This window comes from Klebsiella sp. C283, assembly GCF_048822555.1.
In the GTDB taxonomy this organism is placed as follows: Bacteria; Pseudomonadota; Gammaproteobacteria; order Enterobacterales; family Enterobacteriaceae; genus Klebsiella; species Klebsiella quasipneumoniae.
This window is the reverse complement of sequence record NZ_JBMEZS010000015.1, coordinates 57,109-83,634: the sequence shown is the minus strand read 5'-3', so window position 1 is coordinate 83,634 and position 26,526 is coordinate 57,109. Positions and strand designations below refer to the sequence as shown.

24 protein-coding genes and 1 tRNA gene are annotated in these 26,526 nt (G+C 56.8%); 18 read left to right on the top strand and 7 right to left on the bottom strand.

All coding sequences use genetic code 11. From position 1 onward, the window contains the following. The first annotated feature begins 49 nt into the window (after nucleotides 1-49). A tRNA-Trp gene (locus ACOI7Z_RS24270) sits at nucleotides 50-125 on the top strand. A gap of 108 nt (nucleotides 126-233) precedes the next feature. On the opposite strand, the gene hdfR is transcribed toward ACOI7Z_RS24270, so the two are convergent. Further along, nucleotides 234-1,055 carry an HTH-type transcriptional regulator HdfR gene (hdfR, locus tag ACOI7Z_RS24265; protein WP_065883598.1) on the bottom strand — a complete coding sequence of 274 codons (822 nt, stop codon included), beginning with the start codon at nucleotides 1,053-1,055 and terminating at the stop codon, nucleotides 234-236. 118 nt (nucleotides 1,056-1,173) lie between these two features. Here hdfR and ACOI7Z_RS24260 point away from each other — a divergent pair, with 118 nt between their 5' ends. Further along, entirely contained in the window at nucleotides 1,174-1,512 is a 339-nt protein-coding gene (locus ACOI7Z_RS24260; protein ID WP_004886877.1) for a DUF413 domain-containing protein, read from the top strand. Between the two features lie 24 nt (nucleotides 1,513-1,536). Here ACOI7Z_RS24260 and ACOI7Z_RS24255 read toward each other — a convergent pair whose 3' ends face one another. Beyond that, on the bottom strand, nucleotides 1,537-3,057 hold the full coding sequence (locus ACOI7Z_RS24255; protein WP_032454493.1) for a YifB family Mg chelatase-like AAA ATPase: 1,521 nt from the start codon (nucleotides 3,055-3,057) through the stop codon (nucleotides 1,537-1,539). 354 nt (nucleotides 3,058-3,411) lie between these two features. Here ACOI7Z_RS24255 and ilvL point away from each other — a divergent pair, with 354 nt between their 5' ends. The 7 genes from ilvL to ilvA all read left to right on the top strand — a co-directional run bounded on the left by ilvL (nucleotide 3,412) and on the right by ilvA (nucleotide 9,955). Next, nucleotides 3,412-3,510, top strand: coding sequence for an ilv operon leader peptide (gene ilvL, locus ACOI7Z_RS24250; RefSeq protein WP_001311244.1), 99 nt, complete (start codon nucleotides 3,412-3,414; stop codon nucleotides 3,508-3,510). 84 nt (nucleotides 3,511-3,594) lie between these two features. Beyond that, complete coding sequence (gene ilvX / locus ACOI7Z_RS24245; protein ID WP_201281575.1) at nucleotides 3,595-3,648, top strand: peptide IlvX; 54 nt, start codon at nucleotides 3,595-3,597, stop codon at nucleotides 3,646-3,648. Nucleotides 3,649-3,650: 2 nt separating this feature from the next. After that, entirely contained in the window at nucleotides 3,651-5,297 is a 1,647-nt protein-coding gene (gene ilvG, locus ACOI7Z_RS24240; RefSeq protein WP_023291544.1) for an acetolactate synthase 2 catalytic subunit, read from the top strand. After that, nucleotides 5,294-5,551: an acetolactate synthase 2 small subunit gene (gene ilvM, locus ACOI7Z_RS24235; RefSeq protein ID WP_004886870.1), complete on the top strand. Its 258-nt coding sequence runs from the start codon at nucleotides 5,294-5,296 to the stop codon at nucleotides 5,549-5,551. The genes ilvG and ilvM overlap by 4 nt, the downstream gene beginning before the upstream one ends. A gap of 16 nt (nucleotides 5,552-5,567) precedes the next feature. Further along, nucleotides 5,568-6,497, top strand: coding sequence for a branched-chain-amino-acid transaminase (ilvE, locus tag ACOI7Z_RS24230; RefSeq protein ID WP_002883171.1), 930 nt, complete (start codon nucleotides 5,568-5,570; stop codon nucleotides 6,495-6,497). 60 nt (nucleotides 6,498-6,557) lie between these two features. Beyond that, the gene (gene ilvD, locus ACOI7Z_RS24225; protein WP_023291545.1) at nucleotides 6,558-8,408 is read left to right on the top strand and encodes a dihydroxy-acid dehydratase; all 1,851 of its coding nucleotides are present in this window, start codon (nucleotides 6,558-6,560) and stop codon (nucleotides 8,406-8,408) included. A gap of 2 nt (nucleotides 8,409-8,410) precedes the next feature. Next, entirely contained in the window at nucleotides 8,411-9,955 is a 1,545-nt protein-coding gene (ilvA, locus tag ACOI7Z_RS24220; protein ID WP_017899412.1) for a threonine ammonia-lyase, biosynthetic, read from the top strand. Here the strand turns inward: ilvA and ilvY are convergent. After that, a complete protein-coding gene (gene ilvY, locus ACOI7Z_RS24215; RefSeq protein ID WP_012543253.1) occupies nucleotides 9,952-10,842 on the bottom strand; it encodes an HTH-type transcriptional activator IlvY in 891 nt (296 codons plus the stop codon). The two genes, ilvA and ilvY, sit on opposite strands and share 4 nt — an antisense overlap. A gap of 152 nt (nucleotides 10,843-10,994) precedes the next feature. On the opposite strand from ilvY, the gene ilvC reads away from it, so the two are divergent. Continuing rightward, a complete protein-coding gene (gene ilvC / locus ACOI7Z_RS24210; RefSeq protein ID WP_023291546.1) occupies nucleotides 10,995-12,470 on the top strand; it encodes a ketol-acid reductoisomerase in 1,476 nt (491 codons plus the stop codon). Nucleotides 12,471-12,673: 203 nt separating this feature from the next. On the opposite strand, the gene ppiC (ACOI7Z_RS24205) is transcribed toward ilvC, so the two are convergent. Both ppiC (ACOI7Z_RS24205) and ppiC (ACOI7Z_RS24200) read right to left on the bottom strand, forming a co-directional pair. Then, nucleotides 12,674-12,955, bottom strand: coding sequence for a peptidylprolyl isomerase PpiC (gene ppiC, locus ACOI7Z_RS24205; protein ID WP_004886861.1), 282 nt, complete (start codon nucleotides 12,953-12,955; stop codon nucleotides 12,674-12,676). A gap of 50 nt (nucleotides 12,956-13,005) precedes the next feature. Continuing rightward, entirely contained in the window at nucleotides 13,006-13,287 is a 282-nt protein-coding gene (gene ppiC / locus ACOI7Z_RS24200) for a peptidylprolyl isomerase PpiC (protein WP_032454495.1), read from the bottom strand. A gap of 112 nt (nucleotides 13,288-13,399) precedes the next feature. Between ppiC (ACOI7Z_RS24200) and rep the strand changes: the two genes are divergently transcribed. After that, nucleotides 13,400-15,424, top strand: coding sequence for a DNA helicase Rep (gene rep / locus ACOI7Z_RS24195; RefSeq protein WP_004886858.1), 2,025 nt, complete (start codon nucleotides 13,400-13,402; stop codon nucleotides 15,422-15,424). A gap of 51 nt (nucleotides 15,425-15,475) precedes the next feature. Here the strand turns inward: rep and gppA are convergent, their stop codons facing one another. Both gppA and rhlB read right to left on the bottom strand, forming a co-directional pair. Further along, nucleotides 15,476-16,966 carry a guanosine-5'-triphosphate,3'-diphosphate diphosphatase gene (gppA, locus tag ACOI7Z_RS24190; protein ID WP_023291549.1) on the bottom strand — a complete coding sequence of 497 codons (1,491 nt, stop codon included), beginning with the start codon at nucleotides 16,964-16,966 and terminating at the stop codon, nucleotides 15,476-15,478. A 117-nt stretch (nucleotides 16,967-17,083) separates the two neighbouring features. Beyond that, entirely contained in the window at nucleotides 17,084-18,349 is a 1,266-nt protein-coding gene (gene rhlB / locus ACOI7Z_RS24185) for an ATP-dependent RNA helicase RhlB (protein ID WP_023291550.1), read from the bottom strand. A 342-nt stretch (nucleotides 18,350-18,691) separates the two neighbouring features. Between rhlB and trxA the strand changes: the two genes are divergently transcribed. From trxA to rffG, 7 genes are all read left to right on the top strand, one after another. Next, a complete protein-coding gene (trxA, locus tag ACOI7Z_RS24180) occupies nucleotides 18,692-19,021 on the top strand; it encodes a thioredoxin TrxA (protein ID WP_002883224.1) in 330 nt (109 codons plus the stop codon). 331 nt (nucleotides 19,022-19,352) lie between these two features. Further along, complete coding sequence (gene rho, locus ACOI7Z_RS24175; protein ID WP_002883293.1) at nucleotides 19,353-20,612, top strand: transcription termination factor Rho; 1,260 nt, start codon at nucleotides 19,353-19,355, stop codon at nucleotides 20,610-20,612. 240 nt (nucleotides 20,613-20,852) lie between these two features. Continuing rightward, a complete protein-coding gene (gene wecA / locus ACOI7Z_RS24170; protein ID WP_004886849.1) occupies nucleotides 20,853-21,956 on the top strand; it encodes a UDP-N-acetylglucosamine--undecaprenyl-phosphate N-acetylglucosaminephosphotransferase in 1,104 nt (367 codons plus the stop codon). Nucleotides 21,957-21,969: 13 nt separating this feature from the next. Beyond that, a complete protein-coding gene (gene wzzE, locus ACOI7Z_RS24165) occupies nucleotides 21,970-23,016 on the top strand; it encodes an ECA polysaccharide chain length modulation protein (RefSeq protein WP_032429045.1) in 1,047 nt (348 codons plus the stop codon). 56 nt (nucleotides 23,017-23,072) lie between these two features. Continuing rightward, complete coding sequence (wecB, locus tag ACOI7Z_RS24160; protein ID WP_071997580.1) at nucleotides 23,073-24,203, top strand: non-hydrolyzing UDP-N-acetylglucosamine 2-epimerase; 1,131 nt, start codon at nucleotides 23,073-23,075, stop codon at nucleotides 24,201-24,203. Then, nucleotides 24,200-25,462 (top strand): UDP-N-acetyl-D-mannosamine dehydrogenase, encoded by a 1,263-nt coding sequence (wecC, locus tag ACOI7Z_RS24155; RefSeq protein WP_087849103.1) that lies wholly within the window; start codon nucleotides 24,200-24,202, stop codon nucleotides 25,460-25,462. Before wecB ends, wecC begins: the two co-directional genes overlap by 4 nt. After that, nucleotides 25,459-26,526: a dTDP-glucose 4,6-dehydratase gene (gene rffG, locus ACOI7Z_RS24150; protein ID WP_044521750.1), complete on the top strand. Its 1,068-nt coding sequence runs from the start codon at nucleotides 25,459-25,461 to the stop codon at nucleotides 26,524-26,526. Before wecC ends, rffG begins: the two co-directional genes overlap by 4 nt.

Below are 26,526 nucleotides of genomic sequence, written 5' to 3'. Positions count from 1 at the left end.
TTTAACATTAAGCCTGCTCAGATAGCAGGCTTAGTGGTAAGAAAACTTTAGGGGCGTAGTTCAATTGGTAGAGCACCGGTCTCCAAAACCGGGTGTTGGGAGTTCGAGTCTCTCCGCCCCTGCCATTTATAAGAATCCTTTGCTCAGGCAAAGGATTTTTTTTATCTCTACTCTCCATCTGCAATATCCCTGTTCAAAATACCTTGCTTCTCTCCGTCCATGGAGAGTACCGCTTATTTCAGGATAGGGCTTTTCAGGATCTCGTGGATCTGCGCCTGCTTATCGCTATTTTGTAACCAGATCGCATAGAGTGGGCGGGAAAGCGTAGCGCTGTCCATGACCGTATGTAACCCATGCTTCTCTTTGGCCCAGCGAACAGGTAGCCAACAGCAGCCGTTCAGGCGTGATAATTGCTGGTAGATCAATTCAGCTGAAGAGGTAGTGAGCAGCGGAACATCATCGCTTCCTATCAGACCCACTTCGTTTTGCTGAAAATCAGGCCCCCATTCAAGGCGCAAGTAATTCAATTCATTTCTGTTTTTTGCAGGCGATGCGCAATACAAGGCAAGGGTAAAATTACCCAACAGCTGGCTGCTTAATTCATCCATCTTCGGCGATTCGGTGGTGATCAGCAGATCCAACTGGCGTTCATGAAGCTGTTTAACCAGCGACTGCCGCTGTGCGATACGCGCTTCAAACTGGAGATTGTAAGGTGCGCTGTAGAGGGTGCCGAGCCAGCCGTTAAGCATGCATTCCCACAGCGAGGCGCTGGCTCCGATGGAGAATTCATTATGTCGCGAAGAGTGTGCGACCTCCTTGCGCGCAGCCTGCCAGGTATTCATTAACGTTTCGGCGTAAGGCAGGAGCTTTTCTCCGGCCGTCGTCAGGCGAATGTTATTACGATGTCGGGTGAACAGGTTCACACCAAGTTGATTTTCCAGCTGACGAATACGAAAGCTGACCGCTGACTGCGTCAGGTAAAGCGCCTCTGCTGCTCGCCCAAAGTGACGAGTTCTGCTCACTTCCAGGAAAGTCTTGAGCAATTCCGTATCCACACCGTTCTCCACAAAATTATTTGTCGTGATGATTTAAATGTTTTGTTTGACGCTCTGTCAAGCGTAACTAATACTCCGCGCCATAAATAGCTCGGCCAAAGAATCAGGAGCGTGTAGGATGGCGGAAAGCTTTACGACGACTAATCGTTTTTTCGACAATAAAAATTATCCACGCGGGTTCTCCCGTCACGGTGATTTCACCATCAAAGAGGCGCAACTGCTGGAACGTCATGGTTATGCCTTTAACGAACTGGAACTGGGTAAACGCGAACCTGTTACCGATGATGAAAAACAGTTTGTCTCGGTGTGCCGTGGTGAGCGTGAGCCGGTAACGGAAGCAGAACGCGTATGGATTAAGTATATGGCGCGCATCAAGCGGCCGAAGCGTTTCCATACCCTTTCCGGCGGCAAACCGCAGATGGAAGGCGCTGACGATTACACCGAAAGCGATGACTAAGAAAAAAGGGCGTAAGCCCTTTTTTTACGCCATCATTTTCTGCAGATGGTTTAGCATCCGGTCTATCGCCCGATAGCTGAGCGCCTCCTGCAAATGACGGCGTTCAATCTCTTCAGCCTCTGCCAGATCGGCAATGGTTCTCGCCACCTTTAACAGACGCTGCCAGGCTCGAATAGAGAGCCCCAACTGCGTTAGCGTCTGTTCCAGCCAGACAGCGTCCTCCCGCCGTAAGTGGCAGCAGCTCTTCATTTCACGATTCTCAAGATGAGCATTGAGCTTATTTTGCCTGAGCATTTGCCGTTCGCGCGCCGCCAGCACCCGCTGCCGGACCGTTGCGCTAGACTCTTCGCCCTGCGTGCCCTGGCTCAGTATCCCTGGCGGCGGCAGCGGGATCTCTAAGGAGAGATCGAAGCGGTCAAGGAAGGGGCCTGACAGACGTCCCAGATAACGTAATGTCTGCTCAGGCGATGTACGATTATGTTTGCCCTGATAATGCCCTGTCGGGCTTGGGTTCATCGCCGCGATAAGCTGAAAGCGCGCCGGATAGTCAATTTTGGCGCGCGAGCGTGATATGTGGATCTTGCCTGACTCAATGGGTTCGCGCAGCGCATCCAGTACACGCCGCTCAAACTCAGGCAGTTCATCAAGAAACAGCACGCCATTATGGGCCAGGGAAATCTCACCGGGGACCGGTATTGAGCCGCCGCCCACCATCGCTGCCAGCGAGGCGCTATGGTGAGGCGCGCGAAACGGCCTCTGACGCCACCGGGTCTTCGCGGTATGCAGATTGACCAGGCTCTGAATGGCGGTGCTCTCCAGTGCTTCCTGATTGCTTAATGGCGGCAGGAGACCGGGTAGCCGGCTGGCAAGCATGGTTTTCCCGGTGCCGGGCGGGCCTATCAGGAGCAGGTTGTGACCCCCGGCGGCCACAATCTCCAGCGCTCGTTTTCCCTGCTGCTGGCCGATAACATCGCGCAAATCTTCGCCGCGTTCATCAACAATAGGTGCCTCGGCAAGAGGCGGTGAAAGCGATGTCTGCCCCGCGAGAAAAGCGCACACCTCCTGCAGATGGTCGGCGACCAGGCAATCGCTGCCGCCGATCAGGCCGACCTCAGCCGCATTATCAGCGGAGACGACGATACGCCGGCCGGCTTTGATGGCCTCCATTGCGCTGGGGATCGCCCCTGGAACGCCACGTAACCCACCTGTGAGGGCGAGTTCGCCCACAAACTCATAGTGATTCAGTCGCGTCGTATTGAGCTGCTCTGAGGCGACGAGAAGCGCGAGAGCGATAGGCAGATCGTATCGTCCGCCCTCTTTAGGTAGATCCGCTGGCGCCAGGTTAATGGTTATTTTCTTCGCAGGGAAAGCGTAGCCGCTGTTGATCAGGGCGCTACGGACCCGGTCACGGGCCTCTTTCACGGTAGTCTCCGGCAGTCCGACCATAGTCAGGCCGGGCAGACCGTTGCTGAGATGAACCTCGACAGTAATCAATGGCGCTTCGATACCGAGCGCCGCGCGAGTATAGACGATGGCGAGCGACATAAAACCTCCTGTACCAGGCAGGATTATGGCTGACCTGTGGTAAAACGGGAGCGGTAATAGTGAGAATTTAGGACCATAAATCCATACTTTTCGCGCTATATCGTTACATTTAGCCGAAAATGGAATTTCGCTCGCAAAAGAGAGTGGCGTGGGAAAGGCACGCGCAAAAGCGCGCGTCAGGCGAGAGAAAACTGAATTTTTTTCATTTCTCATTTTTTTCATATAAAACAATTATTTTTGTCGAAACTGTTAGGCTGCTCAGCAACGGAGATATAAAAAAATCTTGTGTTTTATGTGATGTCTGTGGTACCTCTTTAGGTATTCCTTCGAACAAGAAGCCAGAAAGTACAGAAAATGACAGCCCTTCTACGAGTGATTAGCCTGGTCGTGATTAGCGTGGTGGTGATTATTATCCCACCGTGCGGGGCTGCACTTGGACGAGGAAAGGCTTAAGAATCAAGCCTTAACGAACTAAGACCCCCGCACCGAAAGGTCCGGGGGTTTTTTTATAACTGAAATAACCTAAGCGAGGAGCAGATGATGACTTTTAGCATAAAATTCTGTTTCTCCCGATTTATGACGGGGAACTAACTATGAATGGCGCGCAGTGGGTGGTACATGCTTTGCGGACACAGGGGGTCGACACCGTTTTTGGCTATCCGGGTGGCGCAATTATGCCGGTTTACGATGCACTGTATGACGGCGGCGTGGAGCACCTGCTGTGCCGGCATGAGCAAGGGGCAGCCATGGCGGCCATTGGTTATGCGCGAGCAACCGGTAAAACCGGAGTGTGTATCGCGACCTCCGGCCCGGGCGCGACCAATCTGATCACCGGCCTGGCGGACGCTTTGCTTGACTCCATCCCCATTGTCGCCATCACCGGCCAGGTGGCCGCGCCCTTCATCGGCACGGATGCGTTTCAGGAAGTAGACGTTCTCGGTTTGTCACTGGCCTGTACTAAGCACAGTTTCCTCGTGCAGTCTCTGGACGAGCTGCCGCGGGTCATTGCTGAAGCTTTCCAGGTGGCAAACTCAGGCCGTCCAGGCCCGGTGCTGGTTGATATCCCTAAGGATATTCAGATGGCGCAGGGCGATCTCGATCCCCATTTCTCTACGGTCGCCGATGAGATGGCATTTCCGCAGGCGGAAGTGGCTCAGGCTCTGCAGATGCTGGCTCAATCGCAGCAACCGATGCTGTATGTTGGCGGCGGGGTCGGCATGGCGCAGGCGGTACCGGCGCTGCGTGAATTTCTCGCCGTAACCCGGATGCCAGCGACCTGCACTCTGAAAGGGCTGGGCGTGGTGGACGCCGATTACCCGTATTATCTCGGCATGCTGGGAATGCACGGCACCAAGGCGGCCAACCTGGCGGTACAGGAGTGCGATCTGCTGATCGCCGTCGGCGCGCGCTTTGACGATCGCGTGACCGGCAAGCTCAATACCTTCGCGCCGCATGCCAAAGTGATCCATATGGACATCGATCCGGCGGAGCTGAACAAGCTGCGCCAGGCGCACATCGGTCTGACCGGCGACCTGAACCGCTTGCTGCCGGCGCTGCAGCAGCCGTTAGCTATCGATGGCTGGCGCGAGCGGAGTGCCGCGCTGCGTGCCGATCACGCCTGGCGTTACGATCATCCCGGTGAGGCAATCTACGCGCCGCTGTTGCTGAAACAGCTTTCCGACCGCAAGCCGGCGGACAGCGTGGTGACAACCGACGTTGGCCAGCATCAGATGTGGTCGGCTCAGCATATGACCTATACCCGCCCGGAAAACTTCATCACCTCCAGCGGCTTAGGCACCATGGGCTTTGGCCTGCCGGCCGCCGTTGGCGCCCAGGTGGCGCGCCCTAACGATACAGTGATCTGTATCTCCGGTGACGGCTCCTTCATGATGAATGTGCAGGAGCTGGGCACCGTTAAACGCAAGCAGTTACCGCTTAAGATCGTATTACTCGACAACCAGCGGTTAGGGATGGTTCGACAATGGCAGCAGCTGTTTTTCCAGGAACGTTATAGCGAAACCACTCTGACTGATAACCCTGATTTCCTCACGCTGGCCAGCGCCTTCGGTATTCCTGGCCAACACATCACCCGTAAAGACCAGGTTGAAGCGGCACTCGACACCATGCTTTCGAGCCAGGGGCCATACCTGCTTCATGTCTCAATCGACGAACTTGAGAATGTCTGGCCGTTGGTGCCGCCCGGCGCCAGTAACTCTGAAATGCTGGAGAAATTATCATGATGCAACATCAGGTCGCTTTACAGGCACGTTTCAACCCGGAAACCTTAGAGCGCGTGCTGCGCGTTGTCCGCCACCGTGGTTTCCAAATCTGCGCAATGAACATGGAAACCGCGGCGGACGCACAGAACATAAATATCGAATTGACCGTTGCCAGCCCGCGGCCCGTCGAATTACTGTTTAGTCAATTAAGCAAACTGGTCGACGTTGCCTGCGTCGAGATCCAGCAACCCACATCACAACAAATCCGCGCCTGAGCGCAAAGGAAGAAAAATGACGACGAAAAAAGCTGATTACATCTGGTTCAATGGCGAGATGGTTCCGTGGGGCGAAGCGAAAGTTCATGTGATGTCCCATGCGCTGCACTATGGCACCTCGGTATTCGAGGGCATCCGTTGCTATGACTCGCACAAAGGCCCGGTGGTGTTCCGTCATCGCGAACATATGCAGCGTCTGCATGATTCAGCCAAAATTTATCGTTTCCCGGTCTCCCAGAGCGTCGACGAACTAATGGAAGCCTGCCGCGAAGTCATTCGCACCAATAATCTGACCAGCGCTTATATCCGCCCGCTGGTGTTTGTTGGCGATGTCGGCATGGGGGTAAACCCGCCTCCGGGTTACAACACTGACGTGATCATCGCGGCGTTCCCGTGGGGAGCCTACCTCGGCGCAGAAGCGCTGGAGCAGGGGATCGATGCAATGGTCTCTTCCTGGAACCGCGCGGCGCCGAACACCATCCCGACGGCGGCGAAAGCCGGCGGCAACTATCTCTCCTCGCTGCTGGTTGGCAGCGAAGCGCGTCGCCATGGCTACCAGGAGGGTATCGCCCTCGATGTTAACGGCTATATCTCGGAAGGCGCAGGCGAAAACCTGTTTGAAGTGAAGGACGGCGTGCTGTTCACCCCGCCGTTTACCTCTTCCGCGCTGCCGGGCATTACCCGCGACGCCATCATCAAGCTGGCGAAAGATCTCGGTATTGAAGTCCGCGAGCAGGTATTGTCCCGTGAATCCCTGTACCTGGCGGATGAAGTCTTCATGTCCGGCACCGCGGCGGAAATCACCCCGGTACGCAGCGTGGATGGCATCCAGGTCGGCGCAGGCCGTCGCGGTCCGGTTACCAAACGCATTCAGGAAGCCTTCTTTGGCCTCTTCACCGGTGAAACAGAAGACAAATGGGGCTGGTTGGATCCGGTAAGTAAGTAATTAAAAATGGGACGGCACGCACCGTCCCATTTAATAAACACAGATGGGAGTAAAAAGAGCATGCCTAAGTACCGTTCCGCCACCACCACACATGGCCGCAATATGGCGGGCGCCCGCGCGTTGTGGCGCGCAACCGGGATGACCGATGCCGATTTCGGCAAACCGATTATCGCCGTCGTTAACTCCTTTACCCAGTTTGTTCCCGGGCACGTGCACCTGCGCGATCTCGGCAAACTGGTTGCCGAGCAGATTGAAGCCGCCGGTGGCGTGGCCAAAGAATTCAACACCATCGCAGTGGATGATGGGATCGCCATGGGCCACGGGGGTATGCTCTATTCACTGCCATCCCGCGAGCTGATTGCCGACTCGGTGGAGTACATGGTTAACGCCCACTGTGCGGATGCGATGGTCTGTATCTCCAACTGCGACAAAATCACCCCGGGGATGTTGATGGCTTCCCTGCGCCTGAACATTCCGGTGATCTTTGTGTCCGGCGGCCCAATGGAAGCCGGGAAAACCAAGCTGTCAGATAAAATCATCAAGCTCGACCTGGTGGATGCGATGATCCAGGGGGCGGATCCGAAAGTGTCCGACGAGCAGAGTAATCAGGTGGAACGCTCCGCCTGTCCGACCTGCGGCTCCTGTTCCGGGATGTTTACCGCCAACTCCATGAACTGCCTGACCGAAGCGCTGGGCCTGTCGCAGCCGGGTAACGGCTCTCTGCTGGCGACCCACGCCGATCGTAAGGAGCTGTTCCTTAACGCCGGGAAACGTATCGTTGAGCTGACCAAACGCTATTACGAGCAGGATGACGCTTCCGCGCTGCCGCGCAATATCGCCAGCAAGGCGGCCTTTGAGAACGCCATGACGCTGGATATCGCCATGGGCGGTTCCACCAACACCGTTCTGCACCTGCTGGCGGCGGCGCAGGAAGCTGAAATCGATTTCACCATGAGCGATATCGATAAGCTCTCCCGCAAAGTGCCGCAGCTGTGTAAGGTGGCGCCGAGCACGCAGAAATACCATATGGAAGATGTGCATCGCGCCGGCGGCGTGCTGGGCATTCTGGGCGAGCTGGACCGCGCCGGGCTGCTGAATCGCGAGGTTAAAAACGTCCTCGGCCTGACGCTGCCGCAGACCCTGGAACAGTACGATGTGATGGTGACTCAGGACGATGCGGTGAAAAAGATGTTCCGCGCCGGCCCGGCGGGCATCCGTACCACCCAGGCGTTCTCGCAAGACTGCCGCTGGGATACGCTGGATGACGATCGCGCCGAAGGCTGTATCCGTTCTCTGGAACACGCTTACAGCAAGGACGGCGGCCTGGCGGTGCTGTACGGCAATTTCGCGGAAAACGGTTGTATCGTGAAAACCGCCGGCGTGGACGACAGCATCCTGAAATTTACCGGTCCGGCGAAAGTATATGAGAGCCAGGATGATGCGGTTGAGGCCATCCTCGGCGGCAAAGTCGTTGAAGGCGACGTCGTGGTGATCCGCTACGAAGGGCCGAAAGGCGGGCCGGGGATGCAGGAGATGCTTTACCCCACCAGCTTCCTGAAGTCGATGGGGCTGGGCAAAGCCTGCGCGCTGATCACCGATGGCCGTTTCTCCGGCGGCACCTCAGGGCTCTCTATCGGTCATGTCTCACCGGAAGCGGCGAGCGGCGGCAACATTGCGCTCATTGAAGATGGCGACATGATCGCGATTGATATTCCGAACCGCAGCATCCAGCTGCAGCTGAGCGATGCGGAAATTGCGGCGCGTCGTGAAGCCCAGGAAGCGCGTGGCGACCAGGCGTGGACGCCGAAGCATCGCCAGCGTCAGGTCTCCTTTGCCCTTCGCGCCTACGCCAGCCTGGCGACCAGCGCTGACAAAGGCGCGGTTCGCGATAAATCGAAACTGGGTGGCTAATCATGGCGGATTCACAACCCCTCTCCGGCGCCCCCGAGGGCGCCGAATACCTGAGAGCAGTGCTGCGCGCGCCGGTTTATGAAGCGGTGCAGAAAACGCCGCTGCAAAAAATGGACAAACTCTCTTCTCGCCTGGATAACGTTATTCTGGTGAAGCGCGAAGATCGCCAACCGGTACACAGCTTTAAGCTGCGCGGCGCCTACGCGATGATGTCCAGCCTGACCGCGGAACAGAAATCCCACGGGGTGATCACCGCCTCGGCGGGCAATCATGCCCAGGGCGTGGCGTTCTCCGCATCGCGGCTGGGCGTTAAGGCGCTGATCGTGATGCCGGTAGCGACCGCCGACATCAAAGTGGATGCCGTTCGCGGCTTTGGCGGCGAAGTGTTGCTGCATGGCGCCAATTTTGACGAAGCGAAGGCGAGAGCGATTGAGCTGGCGCAGCAGCAGGGCTTTACCTGGGTGCCGCCGTTCGATCACCCGATGGTCATCGCCGGTCAGGGGACCCTGGCGCTGGAGCTGCTGCAGCAGGATGCCCACATCGACCGCGTGTTCGTCCCGGTGGGCGGCGGCGGCCTGGCGGCAGGCGTGGCGGTGTTGATCAAGCAACTGATGCCGCAGATTAAAGTGATAGCGGTGGAAGCGGAAGATTCGGCCTGCCTGAAGGCGGCGCTGGATGCCGGTCATCCGGTGGATCTGCCGCGTGTCGGCTTGTTTGCCGAAGGCGTGGCGGTCAAACGCATCGGCGATGAAACCTTCCGTCTGTGCCAGGAGTATCTGGACGACATCATCACCGTCGACAGCGACGCTATTTGCGCGGCGATGAAGGATTTGTTCGAAGATGTGCGGGCGGTGGCAGAGCCTTCCGGCGCCCTGGCGCTGGCGGGGATGAAGAAATATGTCGCCCAGCACAATATTCGCGGCGAGCGACTGGCTCACATTCTGTCCGGGGCCAACGTCAACTTCCACGGTCTGCGCTACGTGTCTGAACGCTGCGAGCTCGGGGAACAGCGCGAAGCGCTGCTGGCGGTGACGATCCCGGAAGAGAAAGGCAGCTTTCTGAAGTTTTGCCAGCTGCTGGGGGGGCGTTCGGTGACCGAGTTCAACTACCGCTTTGCCGATGCCAAAGACGCCTGCATCTTTGTGGGGGTGCGTCTGAGTCGTGGGCTGGAGGAGCGGAAAGAGATCCTCCAGTTACTGAACGATGGCGGCTACAGCGTCGTTGACCTTTCCGATGACGAAATGGCCAAGCTCCATGTGCGCTATATGGTTGGCGGCCGACCGTCCAAAGCGCTGCAGGAGCGGCTGTTCAGCTTCGAATTTCCAGAGTCCCCGGGGGCGCTGCTGAAGTTCCTGCACACCCTTGGCACCCACTGGAATATTTCGCTGTTCCACTACCGTAGCCACGGCACCGACTATGGTCGGGTTTTGGCGGCCTTCGAGCTGGGCGAGCACGAGCCGGACTTTGAAACTCGTCTCAATGAGCTGGGCTATGAATGTCACGATGAGACCCATAACCCGGCATTCCGCTTTTTCCTCGCGGGCTAGTGGTTCGGCAGGATTTTCCAGAAAGCATCAATAAGCGGCTCATGCAGCCGCTTTTTTTGTGCGCAAACGCCGAGCTCGAACGGGGTTTGCTCATCGCTGCGCTCCAGAATCATCACCCTGTTGCGTACCGGCTCCGGACTGTTCTCCAGCACCACCTCCGGCAGCAGCGCCACGCCGCATCCCAGGGCGACCATCGACACCATCGCTTCGTGGCCCCCGACGGTGGCGTAGATCGACGGATTGCTGATTTTATGCCGTCGAAACCACAGCTCGATACGCCGACGTACCGGCCCTTGATCAGCCATGATAAACGGCACTGTCGACCAGTCCGGACGCTCGACGGTCACCTGGTTGCGCACCGGGCAGGGAAGGGCCGGGGCAATTAACACCACGGCGAGGTTCTCCAGCATCGAAAACGCCACCGACCCTGGCAGGGTCTCCGGCTTACCGGCAATCGCCAGGTCGGCTTCGCCGGTGACCACCTTTTCCATGGCGTCGGCGGCGTCGCCGGTCGACAGCTTGATCTCTACCGAGGGATGCGCGGCGCGAAAGCGGTCGAGGATCGGCGGCAGATGGCTATAGGCGGCGGTGACAGAGCAGAAGATGTGCAGCTCGCCGGAGAGCGAAGGGCCCTGCTGATCGATGGCGTGGCGAAGCTGCTGATACTGCAGTAAAGTCTGCTGGGCAAAGGTGCGTAACTCTTCCCCGGCTTCGGTCAGGGTCACCGTGCGATTATCTCGCACGAACAGCGGCTGGCCGAGGTCCTCTTCCAGGCGCTGGATCTGGCGCGAAAGCGTCGACGGGCTGACGTGCATGGCCCGCGCGCTGCGGCCAAAATGGCGGCTTTCCGCCAGATGCAGAAAGGTTTTCAGATCGCGTAAATCCACGGCGCGTACTCCCCGGTTTTGTATTTCATAAAATGCAACGTGACGTTGTGAATATATCAATTTCCGCAATAAAATTCCTGTCATATAGTAAGTTCATTCTCGCAAAAGCGAACCGAACAATAAGCACGACACAACATCACGGAGTTACAGACATGGCTAACTACTTTAATACACTGAACCTGCGCCAGCAGCTGGCACAGCTGGGCAAATGCCGCTTTATGGCGCGCGACGAATTCGCCGATGGCGCAAGCTACCTTCAGGGTAAAAAAGTGGTCATCGTCGGCTGCGGCGCGCAGGGTCTGAACCAGGGTCTGAACATGCGTGACTCCGGCCTGGATATCTCCTATGCGCTGCGCAAAGAAGCGATCGCCGAGAAGCGCGCCTCCTGGCGTAAAGCGACCGAAAACGGTTTTAAAGTCGGCACTTATGAAGAGCTGATCCCACAGGCGGACCTGGTGGTTAACCTGACCCCGGACAAACAGCACTCTGACGTTGTGCGCTCCGTACAGCCGCTGATGAAAGACGGCGCGGCGCTGGGCTACTCCCACGGCTTCAACATCGTGGAAGTGGGCGAGCAGATCCGTAAAGACATCACCGTGGTGATGGTGGCGCCGAAGTGCCCGGGTACCGAAGTACGTGAAGAGTACAAACGCGGTTTCGGCGTACCGACGCTTATCGCGGTACACCCGGAAAACGACCCGAAAGGCGAAGGCATGGCCATTGCGAAAGCATGGGCAGCGGCGACCGGCGGCCACCGTGCGGGTGTCCTGGAATCTTCCTTCGTGGCAGAAGTGAAATCTGACCTGATGGGCGAGCAGACCATCCTCTGCGGCATGCTGCAGGCGGGTTCTCTGCTGTGCTTCGACAAGCTGGTGGCGGAAGGTACCGACCCGGCGTATGCAGAAAAACTGATTCAGTTCGGCTGGGAAACCATCACCGAAGCGCTGAAGCAGGGCGGCATCACCCTGATGATGGATCGCCTCTCTAACCCGGCGAAACTGCGCGCTTATGCGCTCTCCGAGCAGCTGAAAGAGATTATGGCGCCGCTGTTCCAGAAACACATGGACGACATCATTTCCGGCGAATTCTCCTCCGGTATGATGGCGGACTGGGCGAACGACGATAAGAAACTGCTGACCTGGCGTGAAGAGACGGGTAAAACCGCGTTCGAAACCGCGCCGCAGTATGAAGGTAAAATCGGCGAGCAGGAGTACTTCGATAAAGGCGTTCTGATGATCGCGATGGTGAAAGCAGGCGTTGAGCTGGCGTTCGAAACCATGGTCGATTCCGGCATCATCGAAGAGTCCGCTTACTACGAATCACTGCACGAGCTGCCGCTGATCGCCAACACCATCGCCCGTAAGCGTCTGTACGAGATGAACGTGGTTATCTCCGATACCGCTGAATATGGTAACTACCTGTTCTCTTACGCTTGCGTACCGCTGCTGAAAGAGTTCATGACCACCCTGCAGACTGGCGACCTGGGTACGGCGATTGCCGAAGGCGCGGTAGACAACGCCCAGCTGCGTGATGTCAACGAAGCCATCCGCAGCCACCAGATCGAGAAAGTGGGTCACAAACTGCGTGGCTATATGACCGATATGAAGCGTATTGCGGTTGCCGGCTAATTCCTCGCCGTCTTTCGACTGGCCGATGCGTTGGCTACGGTACGTACACCCCAGTCACATAGTAATCTATGTTCCTGGGGATGTACTTCCTGGCCGCCTTCCGGCAAGCCGAAATCCATAGAAGAATGAATTTGTTTAGTAGGCCTGATAAGCGAAGCGCCATCAGGCAAAAACCCGGAGATTAAGATCCCCGGGTTTTTTTATTATTTCCGGTACAGGACTTTGATGATGTGGTAGCCGAACTGGGTATGCAGCGGTCCGGTTGGCTCCAGCACCGGGCAGGAGAAGACTACTTTATCGAACGCCGGGACCATCTGGCCCTGGCGGAATTCACCTAAATCACCGCCGCGTTTGCCTGATGGGCAAATAGAGTGTTTCTTTGCCAGCTTACCGAAGTCGGCGCCGTTTTTAATCTGCTCCAGAAGATCCAGAGCCAGTTTCTCTTCTTTAACAAGAATATGCAGTGCTGCTGCTGTTTTTGCCATGATCGTGCCTTGAATAGGTTGAGATAAATCGGGGCGCAATATACCACGCGTCAGCGGCGATAAAGCACCTTAATGATATGGTAGCCAAACTTGGTTTTTACCGGACCGTAGGGCTTGAGAAGCGGGCAGCTAAAGACCGCCTGATCGAATGGGCCGACCATCGCGCCTTGCTGAAACTCGCCCAGGTCGCCGCCGTTGCGCCCCGACGGGCATTGGGAATAGCGCTTCGCCAGATGATCGAAGCTGACGCCCCGCTCCAGTTTGGCGAGGATCTCCTGGGCCAGTTTTTCTTCTTTGACCAGGATATGCAGGGCTGCTGCGGTCTTTTTCATGGTTCTGCTCTATGGGTTAATCGCGATTTCTTCACTTTACCATCAGTCGGTAAATCTCGGCTCCGCTTTCTGCTACAATCCCCACCCCGTTCGAAGATTGAGCAAGACTCCCATGCGTTTAAACCCTGGCCAACAACAAGCCGTCGAATTTGTAACCGGACCGTGCCTGGTGCTGGCGGGCGCCGGCTCCGGTAAGACCCGCGTGATCACCAATAAAATCGCCCACCTGATCCGCGGCTGCGGCTATCAGGCGCGCCATATCGCGGCCGTGACCTTTACCAACAAAGCCGCGCGCGAGATGAAAGAGCGCGTTGGGCAAACGCTGGGGCGCAAAGAGGCGCGCGGGCTGATGATTTCCACCTTCCACACCCTGGGGCTGGATATCATCAAGCGGGAATATGCCGCGCTGGGCATGAAGTCTAACTTCTCCTTATTCGACGATACCGACCAGGTGGCGTTGCTCAAAGAGCTGACCGAAGGGTTGATCGAAGATGACAAAGTGGTGCTCCAGCAGTTGATCTCGACGATCTCCAACTGGAAAAACGATCTGAAAACCCCGGCCCAGGCCGCCGCGGGTGCGAAAGGCGAACGGGACCGCATATTCGCCCACTGCTATGGACTGTACGATGCGCATATGAAGGCCTGCAATGTCCTCGATTTTGACGATCTGATCCTGCTGCCGACGCTGCTGCTGCAGCGCAACGAGGAGGTGCGCGAACGCTGGCAGAATAAGATCCGCTACCTGCTGGTAGATGAGTATCAGGATACCAACACCAGCCAGTATGAGCTGGTGAAGCTGCTGGTGGGCCAGCGGGCGCGTTTTACCGTGGTAGGCGACGATGACCAGTCGATCTACTCGTGGCGCGGCGCGCGGCCACAGAACCTGGTGCTGCTCAGCCAGGACTTCCCGGCGCTGCAGGTTATCAAGCTTGAGCAGAACTATCGCTCCTCCGGGCGTATTCTGAAAGCCGCTAACATTCTGATCGCCAACAACCCGCACGTTTTTGAAAAGCGTCTGTTTTCCGAACTGGGATACGGCGCTGAGCTGAAAGTGCTCTCCGCCAACAATGAAGATCATGAAGCGGAGCGCGTGGCCGGGGAACTGATCGCCCACCACTTTATTAATAAAACCAATTACAAAGACTATGCGATCCTTTATCGCGGCAATCACCAGTCGCGGGTCTTTGAAAAGATGCTGATGCAGAACCGCATCCCGTACAAAATCTCCGGCGGCACGTCGTTCTTCTCGCGCCCGGAAATTAAAGATCTGCTGGCCTATCTGCGCGTGCTGACCAACCCGGACGACGACAGCGCCTTCCTGCGTATCGTCAACACGCCGAAGCGCGAGATCGGCCCCGCGACGCTGCAAAAGCTCGGTGAGTGGGCGATGGGCCGCAACAAAGGATTGTTCACCGCCAGCTTTGATATGGGTCTTAGCCAGACGCTGACCGGGCGCGGCTATGAATCACTCACCCGCTTCACCCACTGGCTGCGCGAGATCCAGCAACTGGCCGAACGCGAGCCGGTCAACGCCGTGCGCGACTTGATCCGCGGGATTGACTACGAATCCTGGTTGTATGAAACCTCGCCCAGCCCGAAAGCCGCGGAAATGCGCATGAAAAACGTCAACCAGCTGTTCACCTGGATGACCGAGATGCTGGAAGGCAGCGAAATCGATGAGCCGATGACCCTGACGCAGGTGGTCACCCGCTTTACGCTGCGCGACATGATGGAGCGCGGCGAATCGGATGAAGAGCTGGATCAGGTGCAGCTGATGACCCTCCATGCCTCAAAAGGGCTGGAGTTCCCGTATGTTTACCTGGTGGGCATGGAGGAGGGATTGCTCCCGCACCAGAGCAGCATTGATGAAGATAACGTCGATGAAGAGCGCCGGTTAGCCTACGTGGGCATCACCCGTGCGCAGAAAGAGCTGACCTTTACGCTCTGTAAGGAGCGCCGGCAGTATGGTGAGGTGGTGCGCCCGGAACCGAGCCGTTTTCTGCTCGAGCTACCCCAGGACGATCTGATTTGGGAGCAGGCGCGCAAAGTGATTACCGCTGAAGAGCGAATGCATAAAGGACAGGCTAACGTGGCGAACATTCGCGCCATGCTGGCAAAAGCTAAAGAGAAAGGATAGCGATAAGCAGGCCGGGTAAGGCGAAGCCGCCGCCCGGCAATGTTCAGCGTATTACTTCACCTCAAGCATCCAGTGCACATAACTTTGCCACTGGCATTCCTGTTCGATCAGCTCAGCCCCAAGCGGGTGATTATCCAGCCAGTTTTCCGGCAGCGTCAGGGACAGTTTTTCATCATCGGCCACCAGATTGATGGCGGGCAGCAAATCGTCACGCCGCCGGCTGGCAAAGAGTATCGCCAGTCGCAGCAGGCGACAAAGATGTTCGGCAACCCGCGGCGGGACGGCGTTCTGCTGATGAAGCGATGAGAGGTCGATGGCGTTAGTCTGGTTAAGCAGCAGCGTCGCAATCAGCTTCTTCTGCGCTGGGGTAAAGCCGGGCAGGTCGAGATTATTGACCAGATAGGCCGCGTGCTGCGGCGCGCGCTTAAAATCCACGCTCAGGCCAATCTCATGCAACGCACAGGCGCTGAGGAGCAAATCGCGGCTCAGCGGATCCAGTTCCCAGCAGCCGTCCAGCTGGCTGAGCAGGTGGCTGGCAAGACCAGCGACGCGCTGGGCCTGTTCGGTGTCGATCATAAAACGACGCTGAATATTACGCAGAGTGCGGCTGCGGATGTCCTGTTCAACGGAGAGATGCAGCATGCCATACACCAGCCCTTCCCGTAATGCGCCGCCCGCGAGGGTCATACACTGAATATTCAGTTCGCTGAAGATAGCGATAAGGATCGCCAGCCCGCTCGGAAACACCAGCGCTCGCTCAAGGGTTAAGCCTTCGATCTCCAGCTCTTCCAGGCGTCCGCACTGGATGGCGCGCTGTTTAAGCTGCTGGAGTTTGGTCAGGGTGATCCGCTCATCCATCCCCTGCGCCATCATAATTTCCTGCAGCGCCTGAACGGTGCCGGAGGCGCCAACGCATACTTTCCATCCGTGATAGCGCAGCACATCGGCGATGGGCAGTAGCACCTCACGCGCGGCCGCCTCGGCAAGATCGAAATTCTCTTTCGTCAGGCTGCGGTCGGCGAAATAGCGTTCAAGCCAGGTCACACAGCCCATCGACAGGCTAAATAGCGAGGTCGTTTGCGCGCCGGTGCCGGTCACCAGTTCGGTGCTGGCGCCGCCGATATCGACCACCAGACGCTGATCGGCGCCGCCGGTGGTGTGGGCGACACCCTGATAAATCAAGCGCGCTTCTTCTTCACCGCTAATGACCTGTACCGGACTGCCGAGGATCTCCTGCGCTTTCGCCAGAAATTCGCCGGCATTGACGGCAAGACGCAGCGTGGCGGTGGCCACGACGCGGATTTGCGCCGGCGGAATATCCTGCAGGCGTTCGGCAAACAGGCGTAAGCACTGCCAGCCGCGCTCCATCGCTTCTGCGGAGAGCGTGTTGTCGCTATTAAGGCCGGCGGCCAGACGAACTTTGCGCTTAATGCGGCTCAGCGTCTGGATACTGCCAGCCACCTCGCGCACCACCAACATATGGAAACTGTTGGAGCCCAAATCAATGGCGGCATACAGCGAGGTGGAGCTCATGCTCTTCATCGTTCAGAAGGCTCCCTGGTCGACGGGGCGCTTGTGCCCAATCCGTGTAACTGAGCGGGTTGCCGGGGAAACGCGCCCTGGCAGATTCTGAATGATTGAGCGTATAGCATAGAGTTCTTAACCTGAACGACGACGATTGCGCGGTGGACCGCTGCGGCGCGGGCCGTTGCCTGGACGCGCACGGGTCAGGCGCAGCGGCTTAGGCAGGTCGGTCATCAGCGCGTCCGGGTTGTACTTGCTGACCGGAATTGAGTGACCAATATAGGTTTCGATAGCCGGCAGGTTCAGCGCATACTCTTCGCAGGCGAGGCTGATGGAGTGACCGCTGGCGCCAGCGCGACCGGTACGGCCAATGCGGTGAACGTAATCTTCGCAGTCGTCCGGCAGATCGTAGTTAAAGACGTGGGTCACGGCCGGAATGTGCAAGCCACGAGCGGCAACGTCAGTCGCGACCAGAATATCAAGGTCGCCGCGGGTAAATTCTTCGAGAATCCGCAGACGTTTTTTCTGCGCCACGTCGCCGGTCAGCAGACCTACGCGATGGCCGTCGGCGGCGAGATGGCCCCAGATATCTTCACAACGATGCTTGGTATTGGCGAAGACGATGGCGCGATCGGGCCACTCTTCTTCCAGCAGCGTCTGCAGCAGGCGCATTTTTTCTTCGTTGGACGGGTAGAAGAGCTCTTCTTTAATACGGTGGCCCGTTTTCTGTTCCGGCTCGACTTCAACGTACTCGGCGTTGTTCATTTGTTCGAACGCCAGTTCGCGTACGCGATAAGAAAGCGTCGCGGAGAACAGCATGTTCAGACGCTGAGTGGCCGGCGGCATGCGGCGGAACAGCCAGCGGATATCTTTAATAAAGCCGAGATCGTACATGCGATCGGCTTCGTCCAGCACGACGACCTGAATGGCGCCGAGGTTAATGTGGTTTTGCTTCGCGTAATCGATAAGACGACCGGTGGTACCGATCAGAATATCGACGCCGCTTTCCAGCACTTTCAGCTGCTTATCGTAGCCGTCGCCGCCGTAAGCCAGACCCAGCTTCAGACCGGTGGCCTGCGCCAGCGGTTCAGCGTCCGCGTGGATCTGTACCGCCAGTTCACGCGTCGGCGCCATAATCAGCGCGCGCGGCTGGTTAACCTGGCGATCGGCGATAGCCGGGTGAGAGAGAAGATAATGAAACGTCGACGTCAGGAACGCCATCGTTTTACCGGTACCGGTTTGCGCCTGCCCGGCGACATCGCGGCCTTCCAGCGTCAGCGGAAGGGCGAGGGCCTGAATAGGTGTGCAATTATGAAACCCTTTCTTTTCAAGGGCTTCAATGACTGCCGGGTGCAGGGCGAAGTCGGAAAACTTCTGTTCTGTTAAATGTGTTTTGCTCATAGTGTGGTAGAATATCAGCTAACTATTGCATTAAGAAAGCGTATCCGGTGAAATAACGTCAACCTTTCGTTGGCGGTGTACGAAATTATTCAAGGTACGTCTACGGTAACTGAACGAATCCAGGATAGCTTAGACCACTAAGCGAGCCGGGGGCGATAAATCTGCAATATGCAGTGCGCGTTCAGGTGACCCTGGCGTCAAAGGGTGGGTCCATGAGGGATCGCGCCAGTTGGCAGACCAGAGAATTGAGGTATCCTGAAGAATAGCGTGCATAACGTAGCCGCAGCGCGTCGTTGATGGCTACGACACCAACACACCAGGCTTATTCCTGTGGAGTTAAATATGAGCGATAAAATTATTCACCTGACTGACGACAGTTTTGACACGGACGTACTCAAGGCTGACGGGCTGACCCTCGTCGATTTCTGGGCAGAGTGGTGTGGTCCGTGCAAAATGATCGCCCCGATTCTGGATGAGATCGCTGAAGAGTATCAGGGCAAACTGACCGTAGCTAAGCTGAACATCGACCAGAACCCGGGCACCGCGCCGAAGTACGGCATTCGCGGCATCCCAACCCTGCTGCTGTTCAAAAACGGCGAAGTGGCGGCCACCAAAGTCGGCGCACTGTCCAAGGGTCAGCTGAAAGAGTTCCTCGACGCCAACCTGGCGTAAGCGAATTGCTGTTCCGGCGTCCAGATTCCTATTTTTTGCGGAACTCTGGACGCCCGGCTGGAGTCGTGCTAAGTTAATCCACAGACTTCGTTTTAAACATACCTTGTTTGAATCTTGTTTTACCCGAAGCATCCCGCAAAAAACGCGCGTGAAGCTATTAATTCCGGGCTTTTCACTCATTCCGTCTAGTCGTTTCAGTTCTGCGTTCTTTCCTGTGACCAGGCGACGTACAGACACGAGATGAAGGCCGTTAACAGGCATGGAAGTTCCTGCCATACCATTCACAACATTAAGTTCGAGATTTACCCCGAGTTTAAGAACCCACACCACTATGAATCTTACCGAATTAAAGAATACGCCGGTTTCTGAGCTGATTACTCTCGGCGAAAATATGGGGCTGGAAAACCTGGCTCGTATGCGTAAGCAGGATATTATTTTTGCCATCCTCAAGCAGCATTCGAAGAGTGGCGAAGATATCTTTGGCGACGGCGTACTGGAGATACTGCAGGATGGATTTGGATTCCTCCGCTCCGCAGACAGCTCCTACCTCGCCGGCCCTGACGACATCTACGTATCCCCCAGCCAAATCCGCCGTTTCAACCTCCGCACTGGTGACACCATTTCCGGTAAGATTCGTCCTCCGAAAGAGGGTGAGCGTTACTTTGCGCTGCTGAAAGTTAACGAAGTTAACTACGACAAGCCGGAAAACGCCCGTAACAAGATCCTGTTCGAGAACTTAACGCCGCTGCACGCGAATTCTCGTCTGCGTATGGAGCGTGGTAACGGTTCTACCGAAGACTTAACCGCTCGCGTACTGGATCTGGCTTCCCCGATTGGCCGCGGCCAGCGTGGTCTGATCGTCGCGCCGCCGAAAGCCGGTAAAACCATGCTGCTGCAGAACATCGCGCAGAGCATCGCTTACAACCATCCGGACTGCGTGCTGATGGTGCTGCTGATCGACGAACGTCCGGAAGAAGTGACCGAGATGCAGCGTCTGGTGAAAGGTGAAGTGGTTGCTTCCACCTTCGACGAACCGGCATCCCGTCACGTTCAGGTTGCTGAGATGGTTATCGAGAAAGCGAAACGTCTGGTTGAACACAAGAAAGACGTTATCATCCTGCTTGACTCCATTACCCGTCTGGCGCGCGCCTACAACACCGTGGTCCCGGCTTCCGGTAAAGTGCTGACCGGTGGTGTGGACGCCAACGCCCTGCACCGTCCGAAGCGTTTCTTCGGTGCGGCGCGTAACGTCGAAGAGGGCGGCAGCCTGACCATCATCGCCACGGCGCTGATCGACACCGGTTCCAAAATGGATGAAGTTATCTACGAAGAGTTTAAAGGCACCGGTAACATGGAGCTGCACCTCTCTCGTAAGATTGCTGAAAAACGCGTCTTCCCGGCTATCGATTACAACCGTTCCGGTACGCGTAAAGAAGAGCTGCTCACCACTCAGGAAGAGCTGCAGAAAATGTGGATCCTGCGCAAAATTATCCATCCGATGGGTGAGATCGACGCGATGGAATTCCTCATTAATAAACTGGCAATGACTAAGACGAATGATGACTTCTTCGATATGATGAAGCGCTCGTAAGGTAAAAAAAGCCAAAAACGCCACGCCTTTGCGTGGCGTTTTCATTTTGGGATTTGTATGATCCAGAGACAGAGAAAGCGGGACGAAAGTTGTCGTATAATGGCGCCGGACAGCAGGCGGAGACAGCTTTAACAGACTAAAATCTATACAATAAATTTGTAATGTTCTGCTTTTCCCCTTCTGGAGTTGGGGCATCATCGCTATACTTCCCGGATTAACTATGCTGAGAGCACATGCGTTGTGAATTTACTCACTGCTATTACTGAATTAATCAGTATTTTCTTATTCACGACCCTCTTTATTTTTGTCGCGCGGAAAGTGGCAAAAAAGATTGGGTTAGTGGATAAACCAAACTATCGCAAACGGCATCAGGGGTTGATTCCGTTGGTCGGTGGTATCTCAGTTTATGCAGGCATCTGTTTCACCTTCGCCATCGCCGATTATTATATTCCTCACGCCTCGCTGTATCTGGCCTGTGCGGGGGTATTGGTGCTGGTTGGCGCGCTGGACGATCGCTTCGACATCAGCGTGAAAATTCGCGCGGTCATTCAGGCCGCGATCGCCGTGATTATGATGATGGCAGGGAATCTGCATCTGAGTAGTCTGGGCTTTATTTTTGGCTCGTGGGAGCTGGTGCTGGGGCCTTTCGGCTTCTTCCTCACTCTGTTTGCCGTCTGGGCCGCCATCAACGCGTTTAATATGGTCGATGGGATTGACGGCCTGCTCGGCGGCCTGTCATCCGTCTCCTTTGCGGCGACCGGGATCATCCTCTGGTTTGACGGTCAGTACAGCCTGGCGATGTGGTGTTTTGCGATGATCGCCGCCATTCTACCCTATATTCTTCTTAATCTTGGCGCCCTCGGCCGCCGCTATAAAGTTTTTATGGGTGACGCCGGCAGCACCATGATTGGCTTCACCATCATCTGGATCCTGCTGGAAACCACACAAGGTAAAACGCATCCCATCAGCCCGGTCACCGCGCTGTGGATTATCGCTATCCCGTTGATGGATATGGTGGCGATTATGTATCGCCGCCTGCGTAAAGGCATGAGTCCTTTCTCACCGGACCGGCAGCATATTCATCATTTGATCATGCGCGCCGGGTTTACTTCCCGCCAGGCGTTCGTCCTGATCACCCTGGCCGCTGCCCTGCTGGCGCTGGTTGGCGTCGCGGCGGAATATACCCGCATTGTGCCGGAATGGGTGATGTTAATTCTCTTTTTGGTGGCCTTCTTCCTTTATGGCTACTGTATTAAGCGCGCCTGGAAAGTGGCGCGTCTGGTTAAGCGCATCAGACGCAGAATTCGGCGACACAGCGGCAATAATCCGAAACTAACCAAGTAAAGCTGGGGATGTGATGACTCAACCATTACCGGGAGCACAATCAGTGAACGTTGAGAACGAGCTGGATATTCGCGGGCTGTTTCGCGCTTTATGGGCAGGAAAAGGCTGGATAGTCGGCGGTGCTGTACTCTTCGCCGCTATCGTGTTGGTGTACACCTTCTTTGCTCGCCAGGAGTGGAGCGCCACGGCGATCACCGATCGGCCTACTGTCAACATGTTGGGGGGGTACTATTCCCAGCAGCAGTTCTTACGCAATCTGGATATCAAAGCCGACCTGGCCTCGGTGGATCAGCCTTCCGCCATGGATGAAGCGTATAAAGAGTTCATCATGCAGTTGGCCTCCTGGGATACCCGGCGTGATTTCTGGCTGCAAACGGACTACTACAAGCAGCGACAGTCGGGTAATGCTCGAGCCGATGCGGCGATGCTGGATGATTTAATTAACAATATCCAGTTTATGCCAGGCGATGCGGCCAAGAGCGTCAACGACAGCGTCAAACTGACCGCCGAGACCGGGCAGGATGCCAATAATTTGCTGCGCCAGTATGTGGCTTTCGCCAGCCAGCGGGCGGCCGGCCATCTTAACGACGAGCTCAAAGGCGCCTGGGCGGCGCGGACGGTACAAATGAAGGCGCAGGTGAAGCGCCAGGAAGAGGTGGCCGAGGCTATTTTCAACCGCCGGACCCACAGCGTGGAGCAAGCGCTGAAGGTCGCTCAGCAGCATAATATCTCGCGCAGCGAAACGGATGTTCCTGCCGATCAGTTGCCGGATTCAGAGCTATTTTTATTGGGCAGGCCGATGCTGCAGGCCAGACTGGAAAACCTGCAGGCCGTCGGACCGGAATATGACCTCGATTACGACCAGAATCGCGCCATGCTGAGCACGTTGAACGTCGGTCCAACGTTGGATCCGCGTTTTCAGACTTACCGGTATTTGCGAACGCCGGAAGAACCTGTAAAACGCGATAGCCCGCGCCGTGTATTTCTGATGGTGATGTGGGGGATTGTGGGTGCGCTCATCGGCGCAGGCGTGGCGTTATCGCGTCGTCGTGTCCTGTGATTGCGGCCTGTGGTGAAGGGCAAATGACCTTCATCGCCTAATCGAAGAGAATCGATGTGAAAGTACTAACTGTATTTGGCACGAGGCCGGAAGCCATCAAGATGGCTCCTCTGGTCCATGCGCTGGCAAAGGATCCTCATTTTGAGGCGAAAGTATGCGTGACCGCGCAGCATCGGGAGATGCTCGATCAGGTGTTGAAACTATTCTCCATCACCCCGGACTACGATCTCAACATCATGAAGCCGGGGCAGGGGCTCACCGAGATCACCTGCCGTATTCTTGAGGGGCTGAAGCCGGTTCTGGAGTCGTTTAAACCCGACGTGGTGCTGGTGCATGGCGATACCACCACCACGATGGCGGCGAGCCTGGCGGCGTTTTACCAGCGCATACCGGTGGGCCATGTAGAGGCGGGTCTGCGGACCGGCGATTTAAGTTCGCCGTGGCCGGAAGAGGGCAACCGTACGCTGACCGGGCATCTGGCGACGTACCATTTCGCCCCTACGGAAACCTCGCGGCAGAATCTGCTGCGGGAAAACATTGCCGACAGTCGCATCACGGTGACCGGGAATACGGTCATCGATGCCCTATTCTGGGTGCGCGATCGCGTTCTGGGCGATGAAGCGCTACGGGAGACCCTGCTGCAGCGCTATCCTTTCATTAGCCACGGTAAAAAAATGATTCTGGTTACCGGCCATCGGCGGGAAAGCTTTGGGCTCGGCTTTGAGCAGATCTGCCAGGCGCTGGCGGAGATAGCCCATACCCACCCTGAGGTGCAGATTGTCTATCCGGTTCACCTGAATCCTAACGTCAGCGAACCGGTGAACCGTATTCTCGGCCATATCGACAACGTGATGTTGATTGAACCGCAGGACTACCTACCGTTCGTCTGGTTGATGGATCGGGCCTGGCTCATCCTGACCGATTCCGGTGGTATTCAGGAAGAGGCGCCTTCCCTGGGGAAACCGGTGCTGGTCATGCGCGATATGACCGAACGTCCGGAAGCGGTGGCCGCCGGTACCGTCTGTCTGGTGGGCACCGACAGCCAGCGCATCGTGGCGGAAGTCACGCGACTGCTGGAGGATGATGCCGCATACCAGGCGATGAGCCGCGCGCATAATCCTTATGGCGATGGCGAAGCATGTCGTCGAATTTTGTCTGCACTTAAAAATAATCAGGTAACGCTATGAGTTTTTCTACCATTTCAGTGATTGGCCTTGGCTATATCGGGCTGCCAACCGCTGCCGCGTTCGCCTCCCGGCAGAAGCGGGTGGTCGGCGTTGATGTCAATCAACATGCCGTGGAGACCATTAACCGTGGAGAGATTCATATCGTGGAGCCGGATCTGGCGAGCGTGGTGAAGACCGCGGTCGAGCAGGGATATTTAAGCGCCACCACCACCCCGGTGGCAGCGGATGCCTACCTGATTGCCGTGCCGACGCCGTTTAAAGATCGCCACGAGCCGGATATGGTGTTTGTCGAGTCGGCGGCTAAATCCATTGCGCCGACGTTAAAGAAAGGCTCGCTGGTGATCCTCGAGTCCACCTCGCCGGTCGGGTCGACCGAACAGATGGCTGAGTGGCTGGCGGAGATGCGCCCGGACCTCAGCTTTCCCCAGCAGGTGGGTGAAGCGGCGGACGTGAATATCGCCTACTGCCCGGAGCGGGTATTGCCCGGCCAGGTGATGGTCGAGCTGATTAAAAACGACCGCGTTATCGGCGGCATGTCGCCGGTCTGCTCCGCTCGCGCCAGCGAGCTGTATAAAATCTTCCTCGAAGGCGAATGTGTGGTGACCAACTCGCGTACCGCCGAGATGTGCAAGCTGACGGAAAACAGCTTCCGCGACGTCAACATCGCTTTTGCCAACGAGCTGTCGCTGATTTGCGCCGATCAGGCCATTAACGTCTGGGAACTGATCCGCCTGGCGAACCGCCATCCGCGAGTGAATATCCTGCAGCCGGGACCGGGCGTCGGCGGCCACTGTATCGCCGTCGACCCGTGGTTTATCGTGGCGCAAAACCCGCAGCAGGCGCGTCTGATCCGCACGGCCCGTGAGGTCAATGACCACAAGCCGGAATGGGTTATCGAACAGGTGAAGGCGCAGGTAGCTGACTGCCTGAATGCCACCAACAAACGGGCCAGCGAACTGACCATTGCCTGTTTTGGCCTCGCCTTTAAGCCGAATATTGACGACCTGCGCGAAAGCCCGGCAATGGAAATTGCCGCGCAGATTGCCCGCTGGCACAGCGGCACGACGCAGGTAGTTGAGCCCAACATTCACGCGCTGCCGAAGAAACTCGACGGTCTGTGTACGCTGGCGGCCCTCGATGCGGCGCTGGCCAGCGCCGACGTGCTGGTGATGCTGGTCGATCACCATGAATTTAAAGCCGTTAGCGGCGACAGCGTCACCCAGGCGTATATCATCGACACCAAAGGAGTGTGGCGGTGAGAACCATTCTGGTCACCGGCGGCGCGGGCTTCATTGGTTCGGCGGTAGTGCGGGAGATTATCCAGCACACCGCCGATCGCGTGGTGGTGGTGGATAAACTGACCTACGCCGGCAATTTAATGTCGCTGGCGCCGGTGGCGCAGGATGCGCGTTTCGCCTTTGAACAGGTGGATATCTGCGACCGCGGCGAGCTGGACCGTATTTTCGTGCAGTATCAACCGGATACAGTGATGCACCTGGCGGCGGAAAGCCATGTCGATCGGTCGATTGACGGCCCGGCGGCATTTATTGAAACCAATATCGTGGGCACCTATACGCTGCTGGAGGCGGCCCGTAGCTGGTGGAATACGCTGGCTACGGCGCAAAAATCGGCGTTTCGCTTCCATCACATCTCTACCGATGAAGTGTATGGCGATCTGCACGGCAGCGATGATTTCTTTACCGAGACCACGCCCTATGCGCCAAGCAGCCCCTATTCGGCCTCGAAAGCCAGCAGCGACCACCTGGTGCGTGCCTGGCTGCGGACCTATGGCCTGCCGACGCTTATCACCAACTGCTCGAATAATTACGGCCCATATCACTTCCCCGAGAAGCTGATCCCGCTGACCATCCTCAACGCGCTGGCAGGTAAGCCGCTGCCGGTGTATGGCAATGGACAGCAGATCCGCGACTGGCTGTACGTGGAAGATCACGCCAGAGCGCTGTATCTGGTGGCGACCCGCGGCGAACCGGGCGAGACTTACAATATCGGCGGTCATAACGAGCGTAAAAACATCGAGGTGGTGGAAACCATTTGCGAATTGCTCGAAGCGCTGGCGCCGCATAAGCCGCAGGGCGTGGCGCACTATCGCGACCTGATCGCCTTTGTTGCCGATCGCCCGGGCCACGATCTGCGCTATGCCATTGATGCCTCGAAGATCGCCCGTGAGCTGGGCTGGACGCCGGCTGAGACCTTCACTTCCGGTATGCGTAAGACCGTGGCGTGGTATCTGGCGAACGAGACATGGTGGCGCCAGGTTCAGGACGGAAGCTATCAGGGCGAGCGTCTTGGACTGCAAGGCTAA

Excerpts from the sequence above, each read along its gene's own strand:
- ACOI7Z_RS24260 (WP_004886877.1), top strand. The coding sequence starts at position 1,174 with ATGGCGGAAAGCTTTACGACGACTAATCGTTTTTTCGACAATAAAAAT.
- ACOI7Z_RS24255 (WP_032454493.1), bottom strand. The coding sequence starts at position 3,057 with ATGTCGCTCGCCATCGTCTATACTCGCGCGGCGCTCGGTATCGAAGCG.
- ilvL (WP_001311244.1), top strand. The coding sequence starts at position 3,412 with ATGACAGCCCTTCTACGAGTGATTAGCCTGGTCGTGATTAGCGTGGTG.
- ilvG (WP_023291544.1), top strand. The coding sequence starts at position 3,651 with ATGAATGGCGCGCAGTGGGTGGTACATGCTTTGCGGACACAGGGGGTC.
- ilvM (WP_004886870.1), top strand. The coding sequence starts at position 5,294 with ATGATGCAACATCAGGTCGCTTTACAGGCACGTTTCAACCCGGAAACC.
- ilvE (WP_002883171.1), top strand. The coding sequence starts at position 5,568 with ATGACGACGAAAAAAGCTGATTACATCTGGTTCAATGGCGAGATGGTT.
- ilvD (WP_023291545.1), top strand. The coding sequence starts at position 6,558 with ATGCCTAAGTACCGTTCCGCCACCACCACACATGGCCGCAATATGGCG.
- ilvA (WP_017899412.1), top strand. The coding sequence starts at position 8,411 with ATGGCGGATTCACAACCCCTCTCCGGCGCCCCCGAGGGCGCCGAATAC.
- ilvC (WP_023291546.1), top strand. The coding sequence starts at position 10,995 with ATGGCTAACTACTTTAATACACTGAACCTGCGCCAGCAGCTGGCACAG.
- ppiC (WP_004886861.1), bottom strand. The coding sequence starts at position 12,955 with ATGGCAAAAACAGCAGCAGCACTGCATATTCTTGTTAAAGAAGAGAAA.
- ppiC (WP_032454495.1), bottom strand. The coding sequence starts at position 13,287 with ATGAAAAAGACCGCAGCAGCCCTGCATATCCTGGTCAAAGAAGAAAAA.
- rep (WP_004886858.1), top strand. The coding sequence starts at position 13,400 with ATGCGTTTAAACCCTGGCCAACAACAAGCCGTCGAATTTGTAACCGGA.
- gppA (WP_023291549.1), bottom strand. The coding sequence starts at position 16,966 with ATGAAGAGCATGAGCTCCACCTCGCTGTATGCCGCCATTGATTTGGGC.
- rhlB (WP_023291550.1), bottom strand. The coding sequence starts at position 18,349 with ATGAGCAAAACACATTTAACAGAACAGAAGTTTTCCGACTTCGCCCTG.
- trxA (WP_002883224.1), top strand. The coding sequence starts at position 18,692 with ATGAGCGATAAAATTATTCACCTGACTGACGACAGTTTTGACACGGAC.
- rho (WP_002883293.1), top strand. The coding sequence starts at position 19,353 with ATGAATCTTACCGAATTAAAGAATACGCCGGTTTCTGAGCTGATTACT.
- wzzE (WP_032429045.1), top strand. The coding sequence starts at position 21,970 with ATGACTCAACCATTACCGGGAGCACAATCAGTGAACGTTGAGAACGAG.
- wecC (WP_087849103.1), top strand. The coding sequence starts at position 24,200 with ATGAGTTTTTCTACCATTTCAGTGATTGGCCTTGGCTATATCGGGCTG.